Source organism: Lysinibacillus sp. JK80 (genome assembly GCF_027557635.1).
GTDB lineage: Bacteria > Bacillota > Bacilli > Bacillales_A > Planococcaceae > Lysinibacillus > Lysinibacillus capsici.
Window position 1 is genome coordinate 1,897,637 of sequence record NZ_CP058997.1, and the last position, 17,314, is coordinate 1,914,950.

15 protein-coding genes are annotated in these 17,314 nt (G+C 35.8%); all 15 read right to left on the reverse strand.

The features are described from left to right. Positions 1–166 precede the first annotated feature (166 nt). The 15 genes from HXV90_RS10025 to HXV90_RS10095 all read right to left on the reverse strand — a co-directional run bounded on the left by HXV90_RS10025 (position 167) and on the right by HXV90_RS10095 (position 17,300). Positions 167–964, reverse strand: coding sequence for a TIGR00282 family metallophosphoesterase (locus HXV90_RS10025; protein ID WP_048391507.1), 798 nt, complete (start codon positions 962–964; stop codon positions 167–169). A gap of 114 nt (positions 965–1,078) precedes the next feature. Continuing rightward, positions 1,079–2,188: an acyltransferase family protein gene (locus HXV90_RS10030; RefSeq protein ID WP_269898910.1), complete on the reverse strand. Its 1,110-nt coding sequence runs from the start codon at positions 2,186–2,188 to the stop codon at positions 1,079–1,081. A 77-nt stretch (positions 2,189–2,265) separates the two neighbouring features. Further along, positions 2,266–3,777 (reverse strand): lipopolysaccharide biosynthesis protein, encoded by a 1,512-nt coding sequence (locus tag HXV90_RS10035; protein ID WP_269898911.1) that lies wholly within the window; start codon positions 3,775–3,777, stop codon positions 2,266–2,268. Then, the gene (locus HXV90_RS10040) at positions 3,767–4,858 is read right to left on the reverse strand and encodes a glycosyltransferase (RefSeq protein ID WP_054550542.1); all 1,092 of its coding nucleotides are present in this window, start codon (positions 4,856–4,858) and stop codon (positions 3,767–3,769) included. Before HXV90_RS10040 ends, HXV90_RS10035 begins: the two co-directional genes overlap by 11 nt. Before the next feature lie 5 nt (positions 4,859–4,863). Further along, positions 4,864–6,207, reverse strand: coding sequence for a hypothetical protein (locus tag HXV90_RS10045; protein WP_269898912.1), 1,344 nt, complete (start codon positions 6,205–6,207; stop codon positions 4,864–4,866). Beyond that, a complete protein-coding gene (locus HXV90_RS10050; protein ID WP_269898913.1) occupies positions 6,194–7,384 on the reverse strand; it encodes a glycosyltransferase in 1,191 nt (396 codons plus the stop codon). Before HXV90_RS10050 ends, HXV90_RS10045 begins: the two co-directional genes overlap by 14 nt. Before the next feature lie 118 nt (positions 7,385–7,502). Continuing rightward, the gene (locus tag HXV90_RS10055) at positions 7,503–8,621 is read right to left on the reverse strand and encodes a glycosyltransferase family 4 protein (protein WP_269898914.1); all 1,119 of its coding nucleotides are present in this window, start codon (positions 8,619–8,621) and stop codon (positions 7,503–7,505) included. A gap of 95 nt (positions 8,622–8,716) precedes the next feature. Further along, complete coding sequence (locus tag HXV90_RS10060) at positions 8,717–9,472, reverse strand: tyrosine-protein phosphatase (RefSeq protein WP_313872284.1); 756 nt, start codon at positions 9,470–9,472, stop codon at positions 8,717–8,719. Between the two features lie 40 nt (positions 9,473–9,512). After that, positions 9,513–10,214 carry a CpsD/CapB family tyrosine-protein kinase gene (locus HXV90_RS10065; protein ID WP_112117508.1) on the reverse strand — a complete coding sequence of 234 codons (702 nt, stop codon included), beginning with the start codon at positions 10,212–10,214 and terminating at the stop codon, positions 9,513–9,515. Beyond that, positions 10,214–10,942, reverse strand: coding sequence for a YveK family protein (locus tag HXV90_RS10070; RefSeq protein ID WP_112117507.1), 729 nt, complete (start codon positions 10,940–10,942; stop codon positions 10,214–10,216). Before HXV90_RS10070 ends, HXV90_RS10065 begins: the two co-directional genes overlap by 1 nt. 225 nt (positions 10,943–11,167) lie before the next feature. Continuing rightward, positions 11,168–12,727, reverse strand: a complete 1,560-nt coding sequence (gene rny / locus HXV90_RS10075; protein ID WP_004224930.1) for a ribonuclease Y — start codon at positions 12,725–12,727, stop codon at positions 11,168–11,170. Positions 12,728–13,242: 515 nt separating this feature from the next. Next, positions 13,243–14,307, reverse strand: a complete 1,065-nt coding sequence (gene recA / locus HXV90_RS10080; RefSeq protein ID WP_004224934.1) for a recombinase RecA — start codon at positions 14,305–14,307, stop codon at positions 13,243–13,245. Positions 14,308–14,468: 161 nt separating this feature from the next. Beyond that, on the reverse strand, positions 14,469–15,728 hold the full coding sequence (locus tag HXV90_RS10085; protein ID WP_054550950.1) for a competence/damage-inducible protein A: 1,260 nt from the start codon (positions 15,726–15,728) through the stop codon (positions 14,469–14,471). A 16-nt stretch (positions 15,729–15,744) separates the two neighbouring features. Beyond that, positions 15,745–16,323, reverse strand: coding sequence for a CDP-diacylglycerol--glycerol-3-phosphate 3-phosphatidyltransferase (pgsA, locus tag HXV90_RS10090; RefSeq protein WP_004224936.1), 579 nt, complete (start codon positions 16,321–16,323; stop codon positions 15,745–15,747). 47 nt (positions 16,324–16,370) lie between these two features. Next, positions 16,371–17,300: a helix-turn-helix domain-containing protein gene (locus HXV90_RS10095; RefSeq protein ID WP_175400707.1), complete on the reverse strand. Its 930-nt coding sequence runs from the start codon at positions 17,298–17,300 to the stop codon at positions 16,371–16,373. Between the last annotated feature and the right edge of the window lie 14 nt (positions 17,301–17,314).

A 17,314-nucleotide genomic window follows, 5' to 3' on the forward strand; every position in this document is an offset into this window, starting at 1 on the left:
CCCGTTTCGCGAATAGTGTTTACGCTCAACAACTCATGTCCCCCTTTTTGGACCTCAAGTTATTGTCCGTAGCACATTTTATGCTCCGCAAAACGGAAATAGACTAGTTTGACAAAGAAACCTATATCCCCGTAAAAGAAACGTAAAAAAACATTCTTCGACTTATCTACCCTTGAAATGGATAGTCTTCATTTATATAAATGCGTTCACAGGCAATAGCTTTTCCTGTTCGATCATCCATCTCGACAAAGAAACCACTCAAAACCTCTCGCCCTTTTTTCGGAACTTCAAAACGAGATGGCATGTTTGTTTGGAATTTATAGATGACACTTTCCTTCGTCATACCTAAAATTTCATCGTACGGCCCTGTCATACCAACATCCGTGATATAAGCCGTACCTTGTGGGTAGATTCTTGCATCTGCTGTTTGCACATGTGTATGTGTCCCAACAACCGCTGAAGCCTTTCCATCTAAATGCCAACCAAGAGCGATTTTTTCACTAGTCGCTTCAGCATGAAAATCCACGAAGACAAGTGGAGATATTTGTCGAGCCTCTGCAATCAATTGATCTGCCATTGCAAACGGATCCTCATGTGGCGGTAAAAATACACGACCATGTAAATTAATGACAGATAATGTCACGCCATTTTTAGAAATCTGAACCATACCTTTACCAGGTGCTTCACTTGAAAAGTTTGCCGGACGGATTAAGTAATCCGCATCATCAATAAAATCAAAAATATCTTTATTGTCCCATGTATGATTCCCCATCGTAATAACATCTACACCCATTTGTAGCAAGCTATTATAAATATTACGAGTAATCCCTCGTCCTGCCGCAGCATTTTCCCCATTTGCAATCACAACATCTGGATTATACTTCTTTTTTAAGCGAGGTAAATATTTTTCCACCGCATCTCGACCAATTGAACCAACAATATCACCAATAAATAGAACTTTCATTATGCAAGACCACACTTTCTCTAAATAACATCTTTTAGTTTACCATCTTTGCTTTGGCAATCGCAAAGTAAAACGCAAGCCTTACCACATTTACACGTTTAAATACCCGTTTATTTAGGATTTCTGGATGGGAAATTGTGCATCTTTTTTATTAGAGGAGTCCCCATTGGTATTGAGTTGCCCTATAAAAAAAGCACCTAATTTCCATTTACTCATTATATATGTTATACAAATGGAGCAACTGAGACTGACAATAAATGAAATGGCAATGACAGAAAATACACTTAATGTTTCGATAAAATTCGTTAAAAAAATTTTAAGTAGGCTATTAACTAGGGGATGTAATAAATATATACCGAAGGAATAACGACTAATAAAAATGATAAATTTCGGCATTTTTCTTCTGTTACTCGCGATGAAAAATAACAGAAAAGCTACACTGAATGTATAAAGGATAACGTCTATTCTCTTTGAATGAACTTCCGTAATAATACCTGATAATTGAGTGATTAGCAAAAGACTTACTGTGATTAGTAATACTGCTAGTAACAAATAACGAAAACGCTGTAACCACGATAGAAATTTATCATAATTTTTTCCACAGTAATAAGCTACTGCAAAATAAGCAATCCACGCAGGAAATGGCATCTTATTAAAAAAATCCCATTGTAAACTAGTATACGCTAAATCAGGAAAATACTTAAATGGATCCAAAAAATTAAAAAAGGCTAAGTAACCAAAATTAATGATAAAAGCAGTCATTATTACTTTATAGGCAGGGTATCTTGAGGCAATAAATTTCACAAAAAATGGATGAATGATATAAAACTGAAAAATGATCACGATAAAATAACCATGGAAATCACCTTCCAAATAATTTAGTAGTAGTTTTTTGGCAAATTCAATAGAAGGCGATTCAATTGATTTAAGAACGGCATCAAGTAGTCCAATAAAAAGAAATGGCGTTAACATATATTTATAACGTTTTACATAAAACTTTTTCGGCAAACGATCTGAATAGGAATAGGCAATGACAAACTCTGAGATAAATATAAAAAGAGGTGTCCCGAACATAAAGATCAGCTGAATAGATGTCAGGATTACGAATAGTGGACCTTCTTCTATGTCATACATGTTCAATGCCAACGTAACACTATGCATTAACACAATCCCTAAGCAAGCAACGTATCGTAGTAAATATATTTCTTTGACTTCTCGCTTCATCACCCTCACCTGCCATTTCAAAGGAATCAATTTGCCTTTCAATTATGCTACTTACCTTACTCAATGCAGGGATAAAATTATTTACTATTGGTAGTTGTTCTCTTTAATTGCACCAAAATATCTCGCATTGTTTGAGGCTCAATAATAAAATTACCTACTAATAAAATAAACATCGTCCACAAGGAAATACATATAGCGGCTACAAGCCATGAACCTGCAGATGTAATATGGAGCTCGATAAAAAATATAAATGGTATTGCTGCAGTAAGTGCAAAAATACTATTTTGCACAATTTTTTTGACAGTATCTTTAGGTGAATTTTGTAAAATCTTTTTAGAAGAATAAATGATTAAATCATAAGTACGATAGCCGTATGAACAAATTCCTCCCAGTAATATTCCTTCTGCGCCAAAAAACTGTACAAAAACAAGAGAAACTACAAGGTTGATTAATGCTTCCATAATGGCACGATTTTTCGTCTCTCTAAAATGGCCTGCAGCATTCACTAACGTATTGGCAGGAATCCGAATTGTATTCGCTACTCCTACAATGACAAACAATATTGCTAACCAGGGCCTTATGTAATTGGCATCTTCAATCCCTGCTGTATAAATCTTTATAAATGGCAATATTAAAATAGCTGTACATGTGTAGCTAAAAGCAATGATGCCATAAAAAATATATTCAAAGTGATTAAAATATTTCCGAAGAACGTCCTTATCCTCTTTGACAAGAATGTCTCCAAAAGCTGCTAATATCGCCCCTGAAAAAGTGGATATAAACAAAGTGACTGCATTAAACACCATACTATAAACTGTAAACACACTGACTTCTGTTAAGCCCAGAAAAATCGTTATTAAAATAAACGGCGTGTTAAACACCACTAACGAGGCAATTTGATGAATTAAAGCATCCCATTTATCTTTAATTGCTAACGTATTCGCTTGTTTTTTACTATTGAAATATGGATATTTCTTTTTAACATACAATCTTAAAAAAAGAACATCCAGTAGCAATATGGCACTTGAACTAGCAACAACAATGACGATGGAAAAACCAAATGCTATCAAAGTAACTGACAATAGTGCACTCGCAAAAAGCAACATTGTTTGAATGCGAAAAATAACATAGCTTTTTTGATCTGCCGACAGTAGAACTAAATATTTCCCTATAAAAAAATACTCCCACATGCCACTAATCCCCAAAATAAGTACCATGTAAAGAGCCGTTCGCGGATTCACTTCATCTCCTACTAATAACGGATAACAAATAGCCAAAATGGCGACTAATCCAACAAAGACATAACCCGAACGTCTATAAAAACGATTAGTCGCTGAAAGAATTCCATTTATTTGGTCTTTATCACCCTTGGCTAGTGGCTTATAAAGTGCCACTATAGATGCATTACCAACCCCAGCCTCTACTATTTTTAAATAACTTAAAAATTGCTTAATCGACGAAACAAGCCCGTTTGTAGCAGAGCCGTATGTTGTCATAAATAGTCGAGGTAAAATGAAATTAATAACCGCTGCAACAACTTGTAGTAATACATTAGACATTAAATTTAAAACTAGTCTCTTAGTTCTCATGCTGGTAAGCACCTTTTCTTTTAGTAAAAGTAGGAATTAAACCTTTGCAATCACTGATCCGCCGTTTAAACCTATTCAACATGAAAAGTAAAAGAATTTGTTTTTTCTTTAATAACCAAGTATAGATCTTTGATTTGAGCGGCATATTTGTCATCCGAATCGCATGCAACGATCCATGAAACGCTTCATGAATCAACATTTTCTTAATAAAGGTACGCTTTTCATGTAAACGCTTATGGTTGAATCTATTCAATTCATTATTCACCGCTGCCATCACTAAATAAGTAAAATAATACTGAAGTTGTTCAGCAAAATTAGGAACCTGGTCTGCTTTCCTGTACTTTAAAACTTTCAATTGTTCATACAACACAAGTATTTTTTTAAAAAACATCTGATCATATCTAGCCGTCATGGAAGAAGAATGCTGACGGTAATGGTAGAGATACTGATTTTCTAATATATAAATACTTTCTGCATCAAGTAAGCTAGGATATGTACAAGCAACATCGTCCCCCATGCAAATTTGATCATCCACATCAAAGAGATTTTTCTCTAATAGGTCTCTTTTAAATATTTTGTTAGATAAAGATGGATATAAGCCAAAACGGTAATACTCGCCCGAATATAGCATAATTGGATATACTTCTTTTTCCATTCTATCCTTCCTGTACAAACCAGGCGAGACAAGCTGTGGTCTCTTCACTTCTTGGAGTGGATAATTTTCTACAATGTCACAAATAACAATATCTACATCAAAAACACGGGCAGTATTACATAATGATTTATACATATCAACTTCAATCCAATCATCACTATCTACATAACCAATATACTGTCCTTTGGCGACCCTTAGCCCTGCTTTACGGGCACTGACAGCACCACTATTTGCTTGATGAATGACGGTAATTCTTGTATCAGATTCGGCATATTCATCGCAGATTACCGAGCAGCTATCAGTCGAGCCATCATTTACTAATATCAACTCAAAATCTACGAATTCCTGTCTCAGAATACTATCAAGACACATTTTTAAGTAAGGTTCCGTATTATAGACGGGGACAATAATGCTTAAATATGGCACTCACCTCACCTCTCATTCATAGTAGTTCCCTTACTTTTACTCATAGTCAGTGCAAACATAATTAATAAAATATGATATGGAAAATAATCCATGACAAATGAATCAAGTCCTATATTCGCTATTAACATGATATAGAGAGGAATAGCGTTGATTGAAAGGATTTGAAAGCCTGGTCTATTCATAATTCCGACATTCTCTCTAAGTACTTTATAGAGGCTTGAAATGTATAGTACTGACAAGACTATTCCGATTAAACCTATATAATAGGGAGTTGATAAGTACATTGTATGTGCCATCTTTACCTTCGCAAAGCTTGTGCCAAAGCCTGCACCCAAAACAAATACTTTCGTGTTTTGAAGGATTTCATTTACAAATAGGCTCCAACTACTCACTCGACCAGTGGTAATGGCATCTGTCGATATTCCTGACCCAAAAAACCGAATCCAATAAATTTCGAATAACTTCTCGTAAAAAAAATAGAGGGCACCCCCACAAATAATCACGATAAAAGACGAAAATTTAATAGCAGTCTTCACATTATTTCTAATGAATACAACAAATGTCATCATAATGAAAACGATTAATGTAATAATAAACATTTTGGAATATGTCAGTATGCCAAAAAATGCTAATATCACGAGTAATACAATTGACTTTTTCTCCTTTTTTCCATCCAGATTAAAAAGCACTAATAAACAAGCCATAGCTATTAATACTTGCAAACTAAAGTAATTTGGATCTAAATCTAAACCCGTAAATCTTGTACTAATCGAGTTCATTGTCTTCACTGTATTCACAATGGTCATTGACTCTATGAAATGATCAATTTCTGGGATAGAATAACTAATCAATCGAACGATTGAAGCAGCTAGTAAACCCGATGCATAGATATACGTATACCTTCTGAAATATGCCTTATCATCGAGGGTCAATATTGCACAAAAGAGCACACTATAATTCAACACAAAGCCTAAAACTGCAATAAGATTACCACCACTAACTATCGTTACGGCCACCGTATAAAGTGCAAATAAAAAATAGGTTAATAGGAGTCGTTTTGAAATACCTTGCTTTTGTAAAAAGAGCGTCAAAATACTTAACAAAATATAGAAAGAACTAAGTACAACAAGCAGTGAGTATCCTGATATATCGAATTTAATGACATACACCCACGAAATAAAAAACAATAAATAGTCAATTCGATGCTGCTGCTTATCTAGCAGCATCGCCAAACTAGTTAAAAGGAAGAAGAGCCAGAGAAATAGATTACTACCTGTATATATTTTGAATACGACAAAGATACTTGAAATTATACAAATGAGCACACTAAAATTCTTAGATTCTATCATGTACATCAAACTCCAATACAAGTTGCTCTTGAGCTTTTTTGTTTGTGTAGTGATTTTCCTCTATGTAATTTTTCATATTGTGTAGTAATTCTGTATTTTTCATAACACTAGAAATGACTTGAAAGATGTCTTGAATGTTAAAGCCTGTTATCAATCCGTTATGACCATTACAAATTTGTTCACCTGCTGCGGCAAAGTCCGTTGTAATAACAGGCGTTTGTACAATTAATGCCTCCCCAATGACCATTGGATAGCCTTCGTAGGCAGATGTTAAAACGAATACATCACTACATTTTATAAATGGATACGGATTTTTCATTTCTCCTACAAATTCAACTACATCCTCTACACCTAGTTGCAAAGCTAATTGCTGATTTGAAAGTAGGTCTGGTCCATCCCCTAAAATGCGCCAGCGAAAATTATTTATAGAAGCTTCCTTTAACAACTTACACAGATGTGGAATAAAGTCGAACCTTTTTGTACTATTTTCAATTCGCCCGACAGATATTAAATCCAACTCGCTTTTATGAAACGGTGTATATTGACATGCCAGTTCTTTAATCTCTTTGATTGGAAAAAAATTATAAACCACTTGAATTTTATGTTGATATTCTGGAAGAAAATTTATTAAATTTTCCTTACATGCTACTGAAACACATAACAATCGATCAAAATTTTTATAGGTTTTGACACAAGCCTCATAATTAAAATTCGCTTTAATGGGATCTGTATGAATCCATGCGAGCTTACGATTTGCTATCACAAACTGATCTACAAATAAATTGGTCCCCTTATTGAAGTATTGATTGGGTACATCATTAAAATAAGATATGGCGATATCATAATGACAATTATTGCGATGTTTTTTTAAAAGCATCGAATAGAAGTTATGGGAACCTATTAATCGAACAACTATCATACACACAATGCGTAAAATAATATGCCATACGTTATTTCTTTTTTTCACTTCAGCAAAAGGTGTAGCAATTAGTTGTAACAGTAAGTTCCCTGTAGTTACCTTCACATTGGAGGGAATATCGTTCATTAATTCCCCTCCACTAAATGTGAAAACATCTATCTCATATTTCTCGTAGAGGCTGATTTCTTTTAGCATATTAATTAACGCCTTTTGGATACCACCCATTTGAAAATTTTGTGCAACAAATAATATTTTCATATTAGCCCCCCTAAAAATACTACTGTAAATTTTCATATTGCTCTTACGTTTGTGGATAAAAATTGGATCGATAGCCGCTACGAGCTACTCCCTTTGCTGCTCACACTCCGCATAGCTTTTATAAATTACTGTATAAATCTGTTATCCGTTTCTCCATTTTCGCCCAGCTGTAACCTTCTTCGTACAGTGCCTTCATTTCACGAGAAATTTCTGGCCATTCTTTTCTACGCTTTACCAAATTCTCAATTCCGTTTTGTAAACTCTCTCTATTGTAATCAATAAGTTCTCCAAAATTATTTGTTGCAACTACTTCTGACATTCCCGTATTTTTCACCATAATCAAAGGCTTACCAAGCATTAATGCTTCATAGAATTTATTAGGTGCAGCATAATAATGGTTAGAGATGGTAGGATCATAAATAGCCGTCATAATGTCACAACTATTTTCTAACTCTATTGTTTTTTCATAGGGTAACTTACCATAAAAGTGTATATTGTCATGCATTTTCGAAGCTTGCAGCAATGTATCAGCTAACTTACCAAATCCACCAATATGCAGCTCATAACTTGGCGTATTTTTTACTACTTCAACCAATTCACTAATCAAACGATTTTCAGTAAGTATACCTACATAGACTATTTTTACTTTTTTCAGATTCAACTCTAAGCAATCATTGGAATCTATATAACGTGGAGTATTATATATGACCTCTATTTTTTTAGGTGAAGCTTTAGCAATCTGTTCTTTGCGCTTTTCTGTACATATAATGACTGCATCCACACTATTCATAAGGCGTATATCTAGACTAGCAATGACCTTTCCAATAATCTCCGGTCCATAAAATGGTGATGTATACGAATCAAATACGTCGTAGATTACTTTTTTACGAAGTAATTTCCCACATATTGTACCTATTAACGCTGTATCAAAATCACAAGCGTGAATCATATCATACGTATTTTTATGGCGAAGTAACCATTGAAAAAGTTTAAGTTGAAATTTTATAAGTGGGACTAAGTTCTTTTTCAAACCTCCTCCAAATGTTGCCGGAATACCAAACCTTGTAATACGAATTGCCTGTTCACCTTCTAACAGTTGGTTCTTTATTTTATATTTTTTATCTCTATCCCAAGCTAAAATGTGAACCTTCCAATTATTTTTCGCAAGGCAATGTGCTTCCTTTTCAACCCTTGGATCTGGAGATACAGGGTTACTCCTCATAAAAACAACTCGCATCTCATATGCCCCCCCTTAAACACTGAATGTCTCTAGTGCTTCAGCTACTTTTTGCTTCCTTTTATGTCCTTACAACTTAAAGGTGCTTTCCCATTTTAAAAAAACTTCCACCATTTTTTTGTGAAAGTATCATCTGGCTCATATACAATTAATGGAAGATTATTAATGATTCGTTCGTTATTTTCAAGCAAAAATTCTACCATATCCAAATCTTTTTGTTTTTCTAAAAATCTAAGTCCCTTTTCAAATAAGAAAGGACGTGTATTTAAGTTATGCACATCTGAACCGTATGTATGGACAAGATTCGAGCGCACTAAATTTAGCGAAAGTTTTTGGACGGTTTTGCCAAACAATCCTGCTAAACTCCCTGATGTAATTTGTGCAAGTGCTCCCTCGCGTATAATTTGTTCCAAATGACTTGGATTTTCTGAAATGACTCTATTTCGCTCTGGGTGCGCAATAATTGGTGTTATGCCTGCTGTTAATAACGAGTAAATGATATCCTTTGTATATTTGGGAATATGATTAGAGGGAAGTTCCAACAGCAAATAATTGGAATTTGCTAATGTATGTAATTGTTTTTTTTCATACAATTCTAGAATGTTACCTGCCAAGCGTACCTCTTGTCCCGTGTAAAGTTTTAACGGCATATTACGTTGGTCAATTGCCATTTGTAACTGTACAATTTGCTTATTCACGACATCAAAGGGGACATTATACAATGGATGTAAAGCATGCGAAGTGGAAACAATCGTTGAAATTCCCTCCAAAACTGCCTGCTCAAATAAACAAAGTGTCTCTTCAATCGTTTTCGGACCATCATCGACATCAAATAATATATGACTGTGCATATCAATCACTGTACTTCACTTCCCTGTCTAGATACTTGAATTAACGATAATATTGCTCATAATATTGATGGAGTGGCATCTTATAGTTATTTAATACTACGCCTAAAATATTTGCTTTTGAGGCTTCAAGGCTTGCCTTTGCTTTTAACACACTTTCATTTTCTGCAACTCCACTGTTCACAATTAATAATGTACCATCACATTTATTGGCCAAAATTTGAGCATCTGTTACAGATAATAGGGGTGGCGCATCAAAAATAATGATGTCAAACTCTTTCTTTAGTTCCTCAATTACACTCCCCATTAAGGTAGAAGCTAGTAACTCTGCTGGATTGGGAGGAATAGGCCCACTTGTCAAGACATATAGATTAGCAATATCTGTATTATTGACGACTTCGGAAATTGTAAAATGTCTTGTTAGTAAATTTGATAGACCTCTAGCATTTTGCAATAGAAACGTATAATGCATTGTTGGTTTTCGTAAATCTGCATCTACGATGACGACCCGTTTTCCTTCTTGTGCGAAAACAACACCTATATTGGCTGCATTGGTTGACTTTCCTTCACCTGGTGTTGCAGATGTTACTAATATTGTTTTAATTTCTCTATCAGGCATTGAAAAAGTAATATTTGTTCGGATTGTTCGAAATTGTTCAGAAATAAAAGAATGGCCATTTGCAATCGTCACAAGTTTTCGTGCCATTTTCACTAACTTCTTCTTTTTCTTTTTTTTCCAAAACATTATGATCCTCTCCTCGTTTTACGAGATTTTATCCTAGTGCTTTTATTGTGAGCATCACTAATTTGACTAATCAAGCCAATAATCGGTAGTCCTACTAGCTCTTCAATATCTTGCTCCGTCTTGATTGTAGTATCTAAGCTCTCTATTATGATTATGAGAGCAGCACTTAAAACAAAACCAATAAACGAGGCTGCTACTATATAAAGGGTTTTATTTGGCGCAATCGGTACAGGTTCCTTATCTAATTGTGCAACTGACAAAATATTAACATTATCAACCGTCATTAAAACCTGGATCTCCTCTTGAAACACATCTGCTATTGTATTGGCAATTTCGACAGCCAACCCTGCTTGCTTGTCTACAACATTAATATTGACAACTTGTGAGTTATTGGCACTAGATACAGTAATTTGATCCATTAAAACTTCAGGTGTGACATCCAAATCTAGCTTATTTATAACTTTAGATAAAATAGCAGAACTTGTTATGATAATGTTATACGTATTAATAAGTCGGAGATCTGTTTCAACCTGTTGTACACCTAAATGTGGTTGCTCTATATTTTTTTGATTAACTAAAATTTGCGTTTCTGCCTCATAGGTAGGTTTTAACACAAAGATGCTAATAAAGGCTGTAACCAACGCTGCAAAAAGTGTAAAACTTATGATAAAAAGAAAGTTTTCTCGGACTATTTTCAATATATCTTGTAATGTGATTGTTTCTTTCAATGCTCTTCACTCCTTGTCAAAACATAAACCAGTTGTAAAAATGGAGTATAACTAGGCTGTTAATTTTTAAAAGGTATTCATGTTGAGGCTAGTTCACTATGCTTTATTCCATACTATATTGTTGGAATCATCCATTTATTCTTACTGGGTAGATCACATCGAATTTATTCACATACAAAAAGGCACCCCCTGACCTTGGTCAAGGGATGCCTATTATTTTAATATTTATTTCGCGTATTCCACAGCACGTGTTTCGCGAATAACTGTTACTTTAATATGACCTGGATAATCGAGTTCTTCCTCAATACGTTTGCGAATATCACGCGCAAGACGATGAGACGCTAAATCATCAATTTTTTCAGGTTGTACAATAATACGAATTTCACGTCCAGCTTGAATCGCATAAGATTTTTCTACGCCATCATAGCTTTCTGAAATTTCCTCTAACTTTTCAAGTCTGCGGATATAGTTTTCAAGTGTTTCACTACGTGCACCTGGACGAGCAGCTGATAATGCATCAGCTGCAGCGACTAATACCGCAATAACAGATGTTGCTTCAGTATCACCATGATGCGAAGCAATACTATTAATGACAACTGGGTGTTCCTTATACTTTGTTGCTAATTCCACACCAATTTCAACGTGGCTTCCTTCAACTTCATGATCGATTGCTTTTCCAATATCATGTAATAAGCCTGCACGACGAGCCAATGCTACATCTTCACCAAGTTCAGCAGCAAGTAATCCTGCTAAATGTGCGACTTCAATTGAATGTTTTAGAACATTTTGTCCATAGCTTGTACGATATTTCATGCGGCCTAAAATTTTCATTAAATCTGGATGTAAGTTATGAATACCAATTTCAAATGTAGTTTGCTCACCTGTTTCGCGGATTTGTTCATCCACTTCACGTCGAGCTTTTTCCACCATTTCCTCAATACGAGCTGGGTGAATACGACCATCCTGTACAAGTTTTTCAAGTGCAAGTCGAGCTGTTTCACGGCGAATTGGATCAAAGCCTGATAATATAACCGCTTCTGGCGTATCATCAATAATTAAATCAATTCCTGTTAACGTTTCCAATGTACGGATATTACGGCCTTCGCGACCAATAATACGTCCCTTCATTTCATCATTTGGCAAGTTCACAACAGATACAGTTGTTTCTGCTACGTGATCTGCAGCAAAGCGTTGTAGTGCTAATGATAAAATTTCACGTGCTTTTTTATCTGAGTCTTCTTTCGCACGTGTTTCAGCTTCTTTCGTCATCACAGCAATATCAGTTGATAACTCTTTTTCTACTTCATTGAGGATAATTGATTTAGCTTCATCCCTAGTTAAAGCAGAAATACGTTCTAACTCTGTTTTTTGTGATGCCATGAGCTCGTCCACTTTGCTCTCCATCTGTTCAATATGCTGTTGTCTTTCAGCTAGAGCTTGTTCTTTGCGCTCTAAGCCAGCTTCTCTCTTATTTAGAGCATCATCTTTGCGATCAAGATTCTCTTCTCTTTGCAATAAACGGTTCTCTTGTTTTTGAAGTTCTAAACGACGTTCACGAATGTCATTTTCAGCTTCAGTACGAAATTTGTGAGTTTCATCTTTGGCTTCAAGTAGTGCTTCTTTCTTCATTGCCTCCGCTTCTCGTTTTCCTTCTTCAACGATTGTTTCAGCGACATGTTTAGCACCAGTGATTTTTGAGTCATTCACTTTTTTCATGTAGATATAGCTAACAGCGGCACCAACGATGAGTCCAAGCAAAGCGGAGATGATAGTAATTCCATCCATATGAACACCTCCTCTTGCTATTTGGGTATTACAGTTTCAGTCGGCGCATACATCTATGTCGCCTTAGCTAAAATGCACCAGATTTTGTTATAATTTATGCAAAACCCGTTTCATTGGCCAAAGGCATTATCTTCATCCAGTAGGCGTTTAGACATCCATTTTAAAGGATATTTCACTATAAAACATTTGCTAAATGAGGATAAAATGTACTGCCTATTTAAAGTCATAATTCAGAAATTATACATATTTAATTGTATAGCTAGCCTCATGCTCTGTCAAGGATAGTCAGGCGTATGTTCGCCACCTTAGCCAAAAAAAGTAACTCCTATCCATTCAGTGAATTTTTTCCCTATTACTATTTCACTAGAAAATTTTTCATGTTAAATACAATTAATAAAAAAACAGTACATAAGAAATAAACACATAGCCTCTCTCTTATTATGTGTAAAAATTTAAGAATATAGACAAAAAAATGCATTGCCCCCTCAATAAAGTGGGAACAATGCAATCATTAATTATTCTTCTTCCAGAAGTAACATTAATTCTTCATCCATCTCTTCTTCATCATCATGGGCAGCAATTGTATAAGAAGAAGCTGCAATACCATAAGAAGCTCGGATTTTATTTGCTATGTCTTCTAGGACAGCAGTATTTTCTTTTAAATACTGTTTAGCATTTTCTCGTCCTTGACCTAAGCGCTCATCGCCATATGCATACCAAGAACCACTTTTTTGTACAATGTCTAATTCTACGCCTAAATCGACTGTTTCGCCTTCTTTAGAAATTCCTTCTCCATACATAATATCTACTTCAGCTGTACGGAAAGGTGGTGCTACTTTATTTTTTACAATTTTAATTTTAGTACGGTTACCAACAATATCATTACCTTGCTTAATAGCTTCTGCACGTCGCACTTCTAAACGGACAGAGCTGTAGAATTTAAGCGCTCGTCCACCTGGTGTTGTTTCTGGATTACCGAACATGACACCTATTTTTTCACGAATTTGGTTAATGAAAATAGCAATCGTTTTTGATTTATTAATCGCACCTGAAAGTTTACGTAAAGCTTGAGACATTAGACGTGCTTGTAAGCCGACATGAGAGTCACCCATATCCCCTTCAATTTCAGCTTTTGGCACTAAGGCAGCAACAGAGTCAATAACGATAATATCAATAGCTCCACTACGCACTAATGCTTCTGCAATTTCAAGTGCTTGCTCACCTGTGTCGGGCTGTGATAATAATAGCTCATCAATATTCACACCTAATTTTTGTGCATAGATTGGATCTAATGCATGCTCCGCGTCGATAAATGCTGCTTGTCCACCTGATGCCTGTACTTCAGCAATGGCATGTAGAGCAACAGTTGTTTTACCAGATGATTCTGGACCGTATACTTCAATAATACGTCCACGTGGATATCCACCCACTCCTAATGCAGCATCAAGTGCAAGTGAACCACTTGAAGATGTCGCAATTTCTAAATCGGTTTTTTCACCGAGTTTCATGATGGAACCTTTACCAAAATTCTTTTCAATTTGTTTTAGAGCCTGTTCTAAGGCTGCTTTACGATCACTCATTCATTTTCCTCCTTCGAAAACTGTTCACTGTTTTTATCTATCTCTACTATACTTGTTTTTGAGAAAACACGCAAGAAAAAAGCGAACATTTATTCGATTTTTCTTCAAAATAAAAATTTGGATAGTTTTCCTCTACCCAAATTCCTATGTTCTACTCTATTTTAATATCGTTTTGTGTAGCCACGTTCTTCTAAAAGTTGCATTAAATAATGGCATGTAAATTTCACCGCACGGAGTCGATTCGTATTCCGCATGCCTGATAAATGAAGTAAATATGTAAGCGGCTCCTCGTCATTTATGGCAATACCAATCCAAACCGTACCTACTGGCTGATGATCATGTGCAGTGGGACCTGCTTCTCCTGTAAGACCAATCCCAATATTTGTAGCAAATTTCTCACGAACAGCACTTGCCATTGCCGCTGCACACTCAGCACTCACAACACCATGTGTATCAATTAATTCTTGTGAAATGCCTAGCTGTTTTACTTTCGCATCTGCTGCATAGGTAACAACGCCTCCTATAAGTGCATTGCCTACCCCTGGAATTTCCGCAAGTTCAGATTGAAATAAACCAGCAGTTAAACTTTCTGCAGCCGCAATTGTTAACTCATTATCCAGTAGCATTTCTACCGTTTTTGAGGCAAGGGAATCATCATCTACACCATATTGATAATCACCAACAAGTGCTTGTATTTCTGCAACCTTTGCCTTAATAAGCTGGCCAGCTTGTTGCTCTGTTGCGGCTTTAGCTGTTACGCGTAACGTTACCTCACCATCAGAAGCAAGTGGAGCAACTGTTGGATTGGTTTGCGCATCTAAAATATTTTGAACTTGTACTTCAAGCTCGGCCTCACCAATTCCATAAAATCGCATAACATGTGATGCAATGATCCCTCCATCATTAAGCATCGCAGCAAGTTTAGGTTTAGCCTCAAATTGAAACATTGGTTCTAACTCTTTTGGAGGTCCTGGTAATAAAATATAAGTGCGATCATTTTTTGTGAAGATCATACCTGGAGCCATTCCATGGTGATTAGCTAATACTTCACTCCCAGCTAAAATTAATGCCTGTTTACGATTATTTTCCGTCATTGGACGTCCTCGTTTAGCAAAAAATTGCTCAATATACGTCAATGCTACTTCATCAAACTCAAGAGAAACACCAAGATGACGTGCAATCGTTTCCTTCGTTAAATCATCTTTTGTTGGACCAAGTCCTCCCGAAAAAATAATGAGATCTGCACGAGACTCTGCCACTTCGATAGCTTGTTCTAAACGCTTTGCATTATCGCCTACTACGGTATGATAAAAAACGTTGATGCCAAGCTCGGATAGCTGGCTTGAGATAAATCTCGCATTTGTATTCGTAATTTGACCTAATAATAGTTCTGAGCCAACCGCAAGAATTTCAGCATTCATGATCCCAAGACCTTTCTTATTTAGACTCAAGTAATACACGTCGATTTAGATAGAAATAATCCCATCCTGACCAAAGTGTAAAGAACAATGCAACATAGAGCATGATTGTATCAAATGGAATACCAACCAATGTAAAGATTGTATTGTGTAAAAGAGCAGCAGCAATCGCTACAATTTGTGCCCAAGTTTTAATTTTACCAAGCTGATTGGCAGCTACGACTTCTCCTCCACCTGCCAAAATCAAACGTAAACCCGTTACAGCAAATTCACGACTAATAATAATGATAATTACCCAAGCAGGTGCCATCTTAAGCTCGACCATTAAAATAAAGGCTGCTGAGACAAGTAACTTGTCAGCTAAGGGATCTAAAAATTTCCCAAATGTCGTTACAAGATTATACTTACGTGCGTAATAACCATCCACCCAATCGGTTGTTGAAGCAAAGATAAAAATAAGTGCGCCTATAAAATGATGGATTGGCATCTCTGCACCAAAAAGTGATAATGTTCCCCAGCCAAAATCAAACATCATAACAATGACAAAGAATGGAATAAGTAAGATTCGAGAGATGGTAATTTTATTTGGAATGTTCATTTTTCTAACACCTTTCATGATGAAAGAAAGTAGTCATCATGTGATGACTACTGTTCTTTATTGAAATTGATGACGATATTTTGCGTTACAATTTGTTGTGCATACGTTAGAAGTTCGTCATTAATATAGATTTTAGCTTGCGTTGAATTACCGAGACGAATACGAACATAGTTTTGTGTTGAGGCGTCAAATTCAACTACTTCCCCGGCATTATAGACACGCGTATCTGTTAAGATTTCTTGTTGCTGTTGATTGCGAATACCAACAAATGTAGGGCCTGATATTTCGATTTTCAGTTTCATTGTATCCGTCCCTGTTAACGTATAAGAAGTTGTCGCTCCATCTGCTTCAACAGTACCCGCGGAAATTGTTTGCTTCATCTCTTCAGTTTGATCAGTGTCATCTTCATCAGTTGGTGTTTCTTCTGTAGCTTTTGTATCTTCTTTATCATTTTTCTGTGCATCTTTATTTTCTTGTTCTTTTTTATCCTTCTCACTATCAATTGGCTTGACATTTGTGTCATATTCAATCTCAGGAGTTGGATTTACTTCTTCGCTTGTCCCTGGACTGTTTTTTGATTGCCATAGCACCCATATAGCCACAATAATGACTACAATAAATAAAGCAACAATGATTTTTGGCATAGCCTCCATCATTTTATTCGAAGGGCCTTTCGTTACTTTTCTTCTGCTGGGGCTATTCGTCATCGATTGACTTACTTGATCGTTTGGAGTGCTCGGTAGTTCATTTTTATATGTCTCTAAGATTTCTTCCGCATCCAACCCAACAGCTTCTGCATATTGTTTGATAAAAGCTCGTACATAAAACGAACCAGGCATAATGGAATAATTGCCCTCTTCAATCCCTACTAAATAACGTTTTTGGATTTTCGTTATTTCTTGTAAATCGTCTAAGCTGTAGCCTTTAGACAGTCTCGCCTCTTTCAGTCGAGTCCCTAATTCTGCCACTAATAACACCTACTTTAACATCA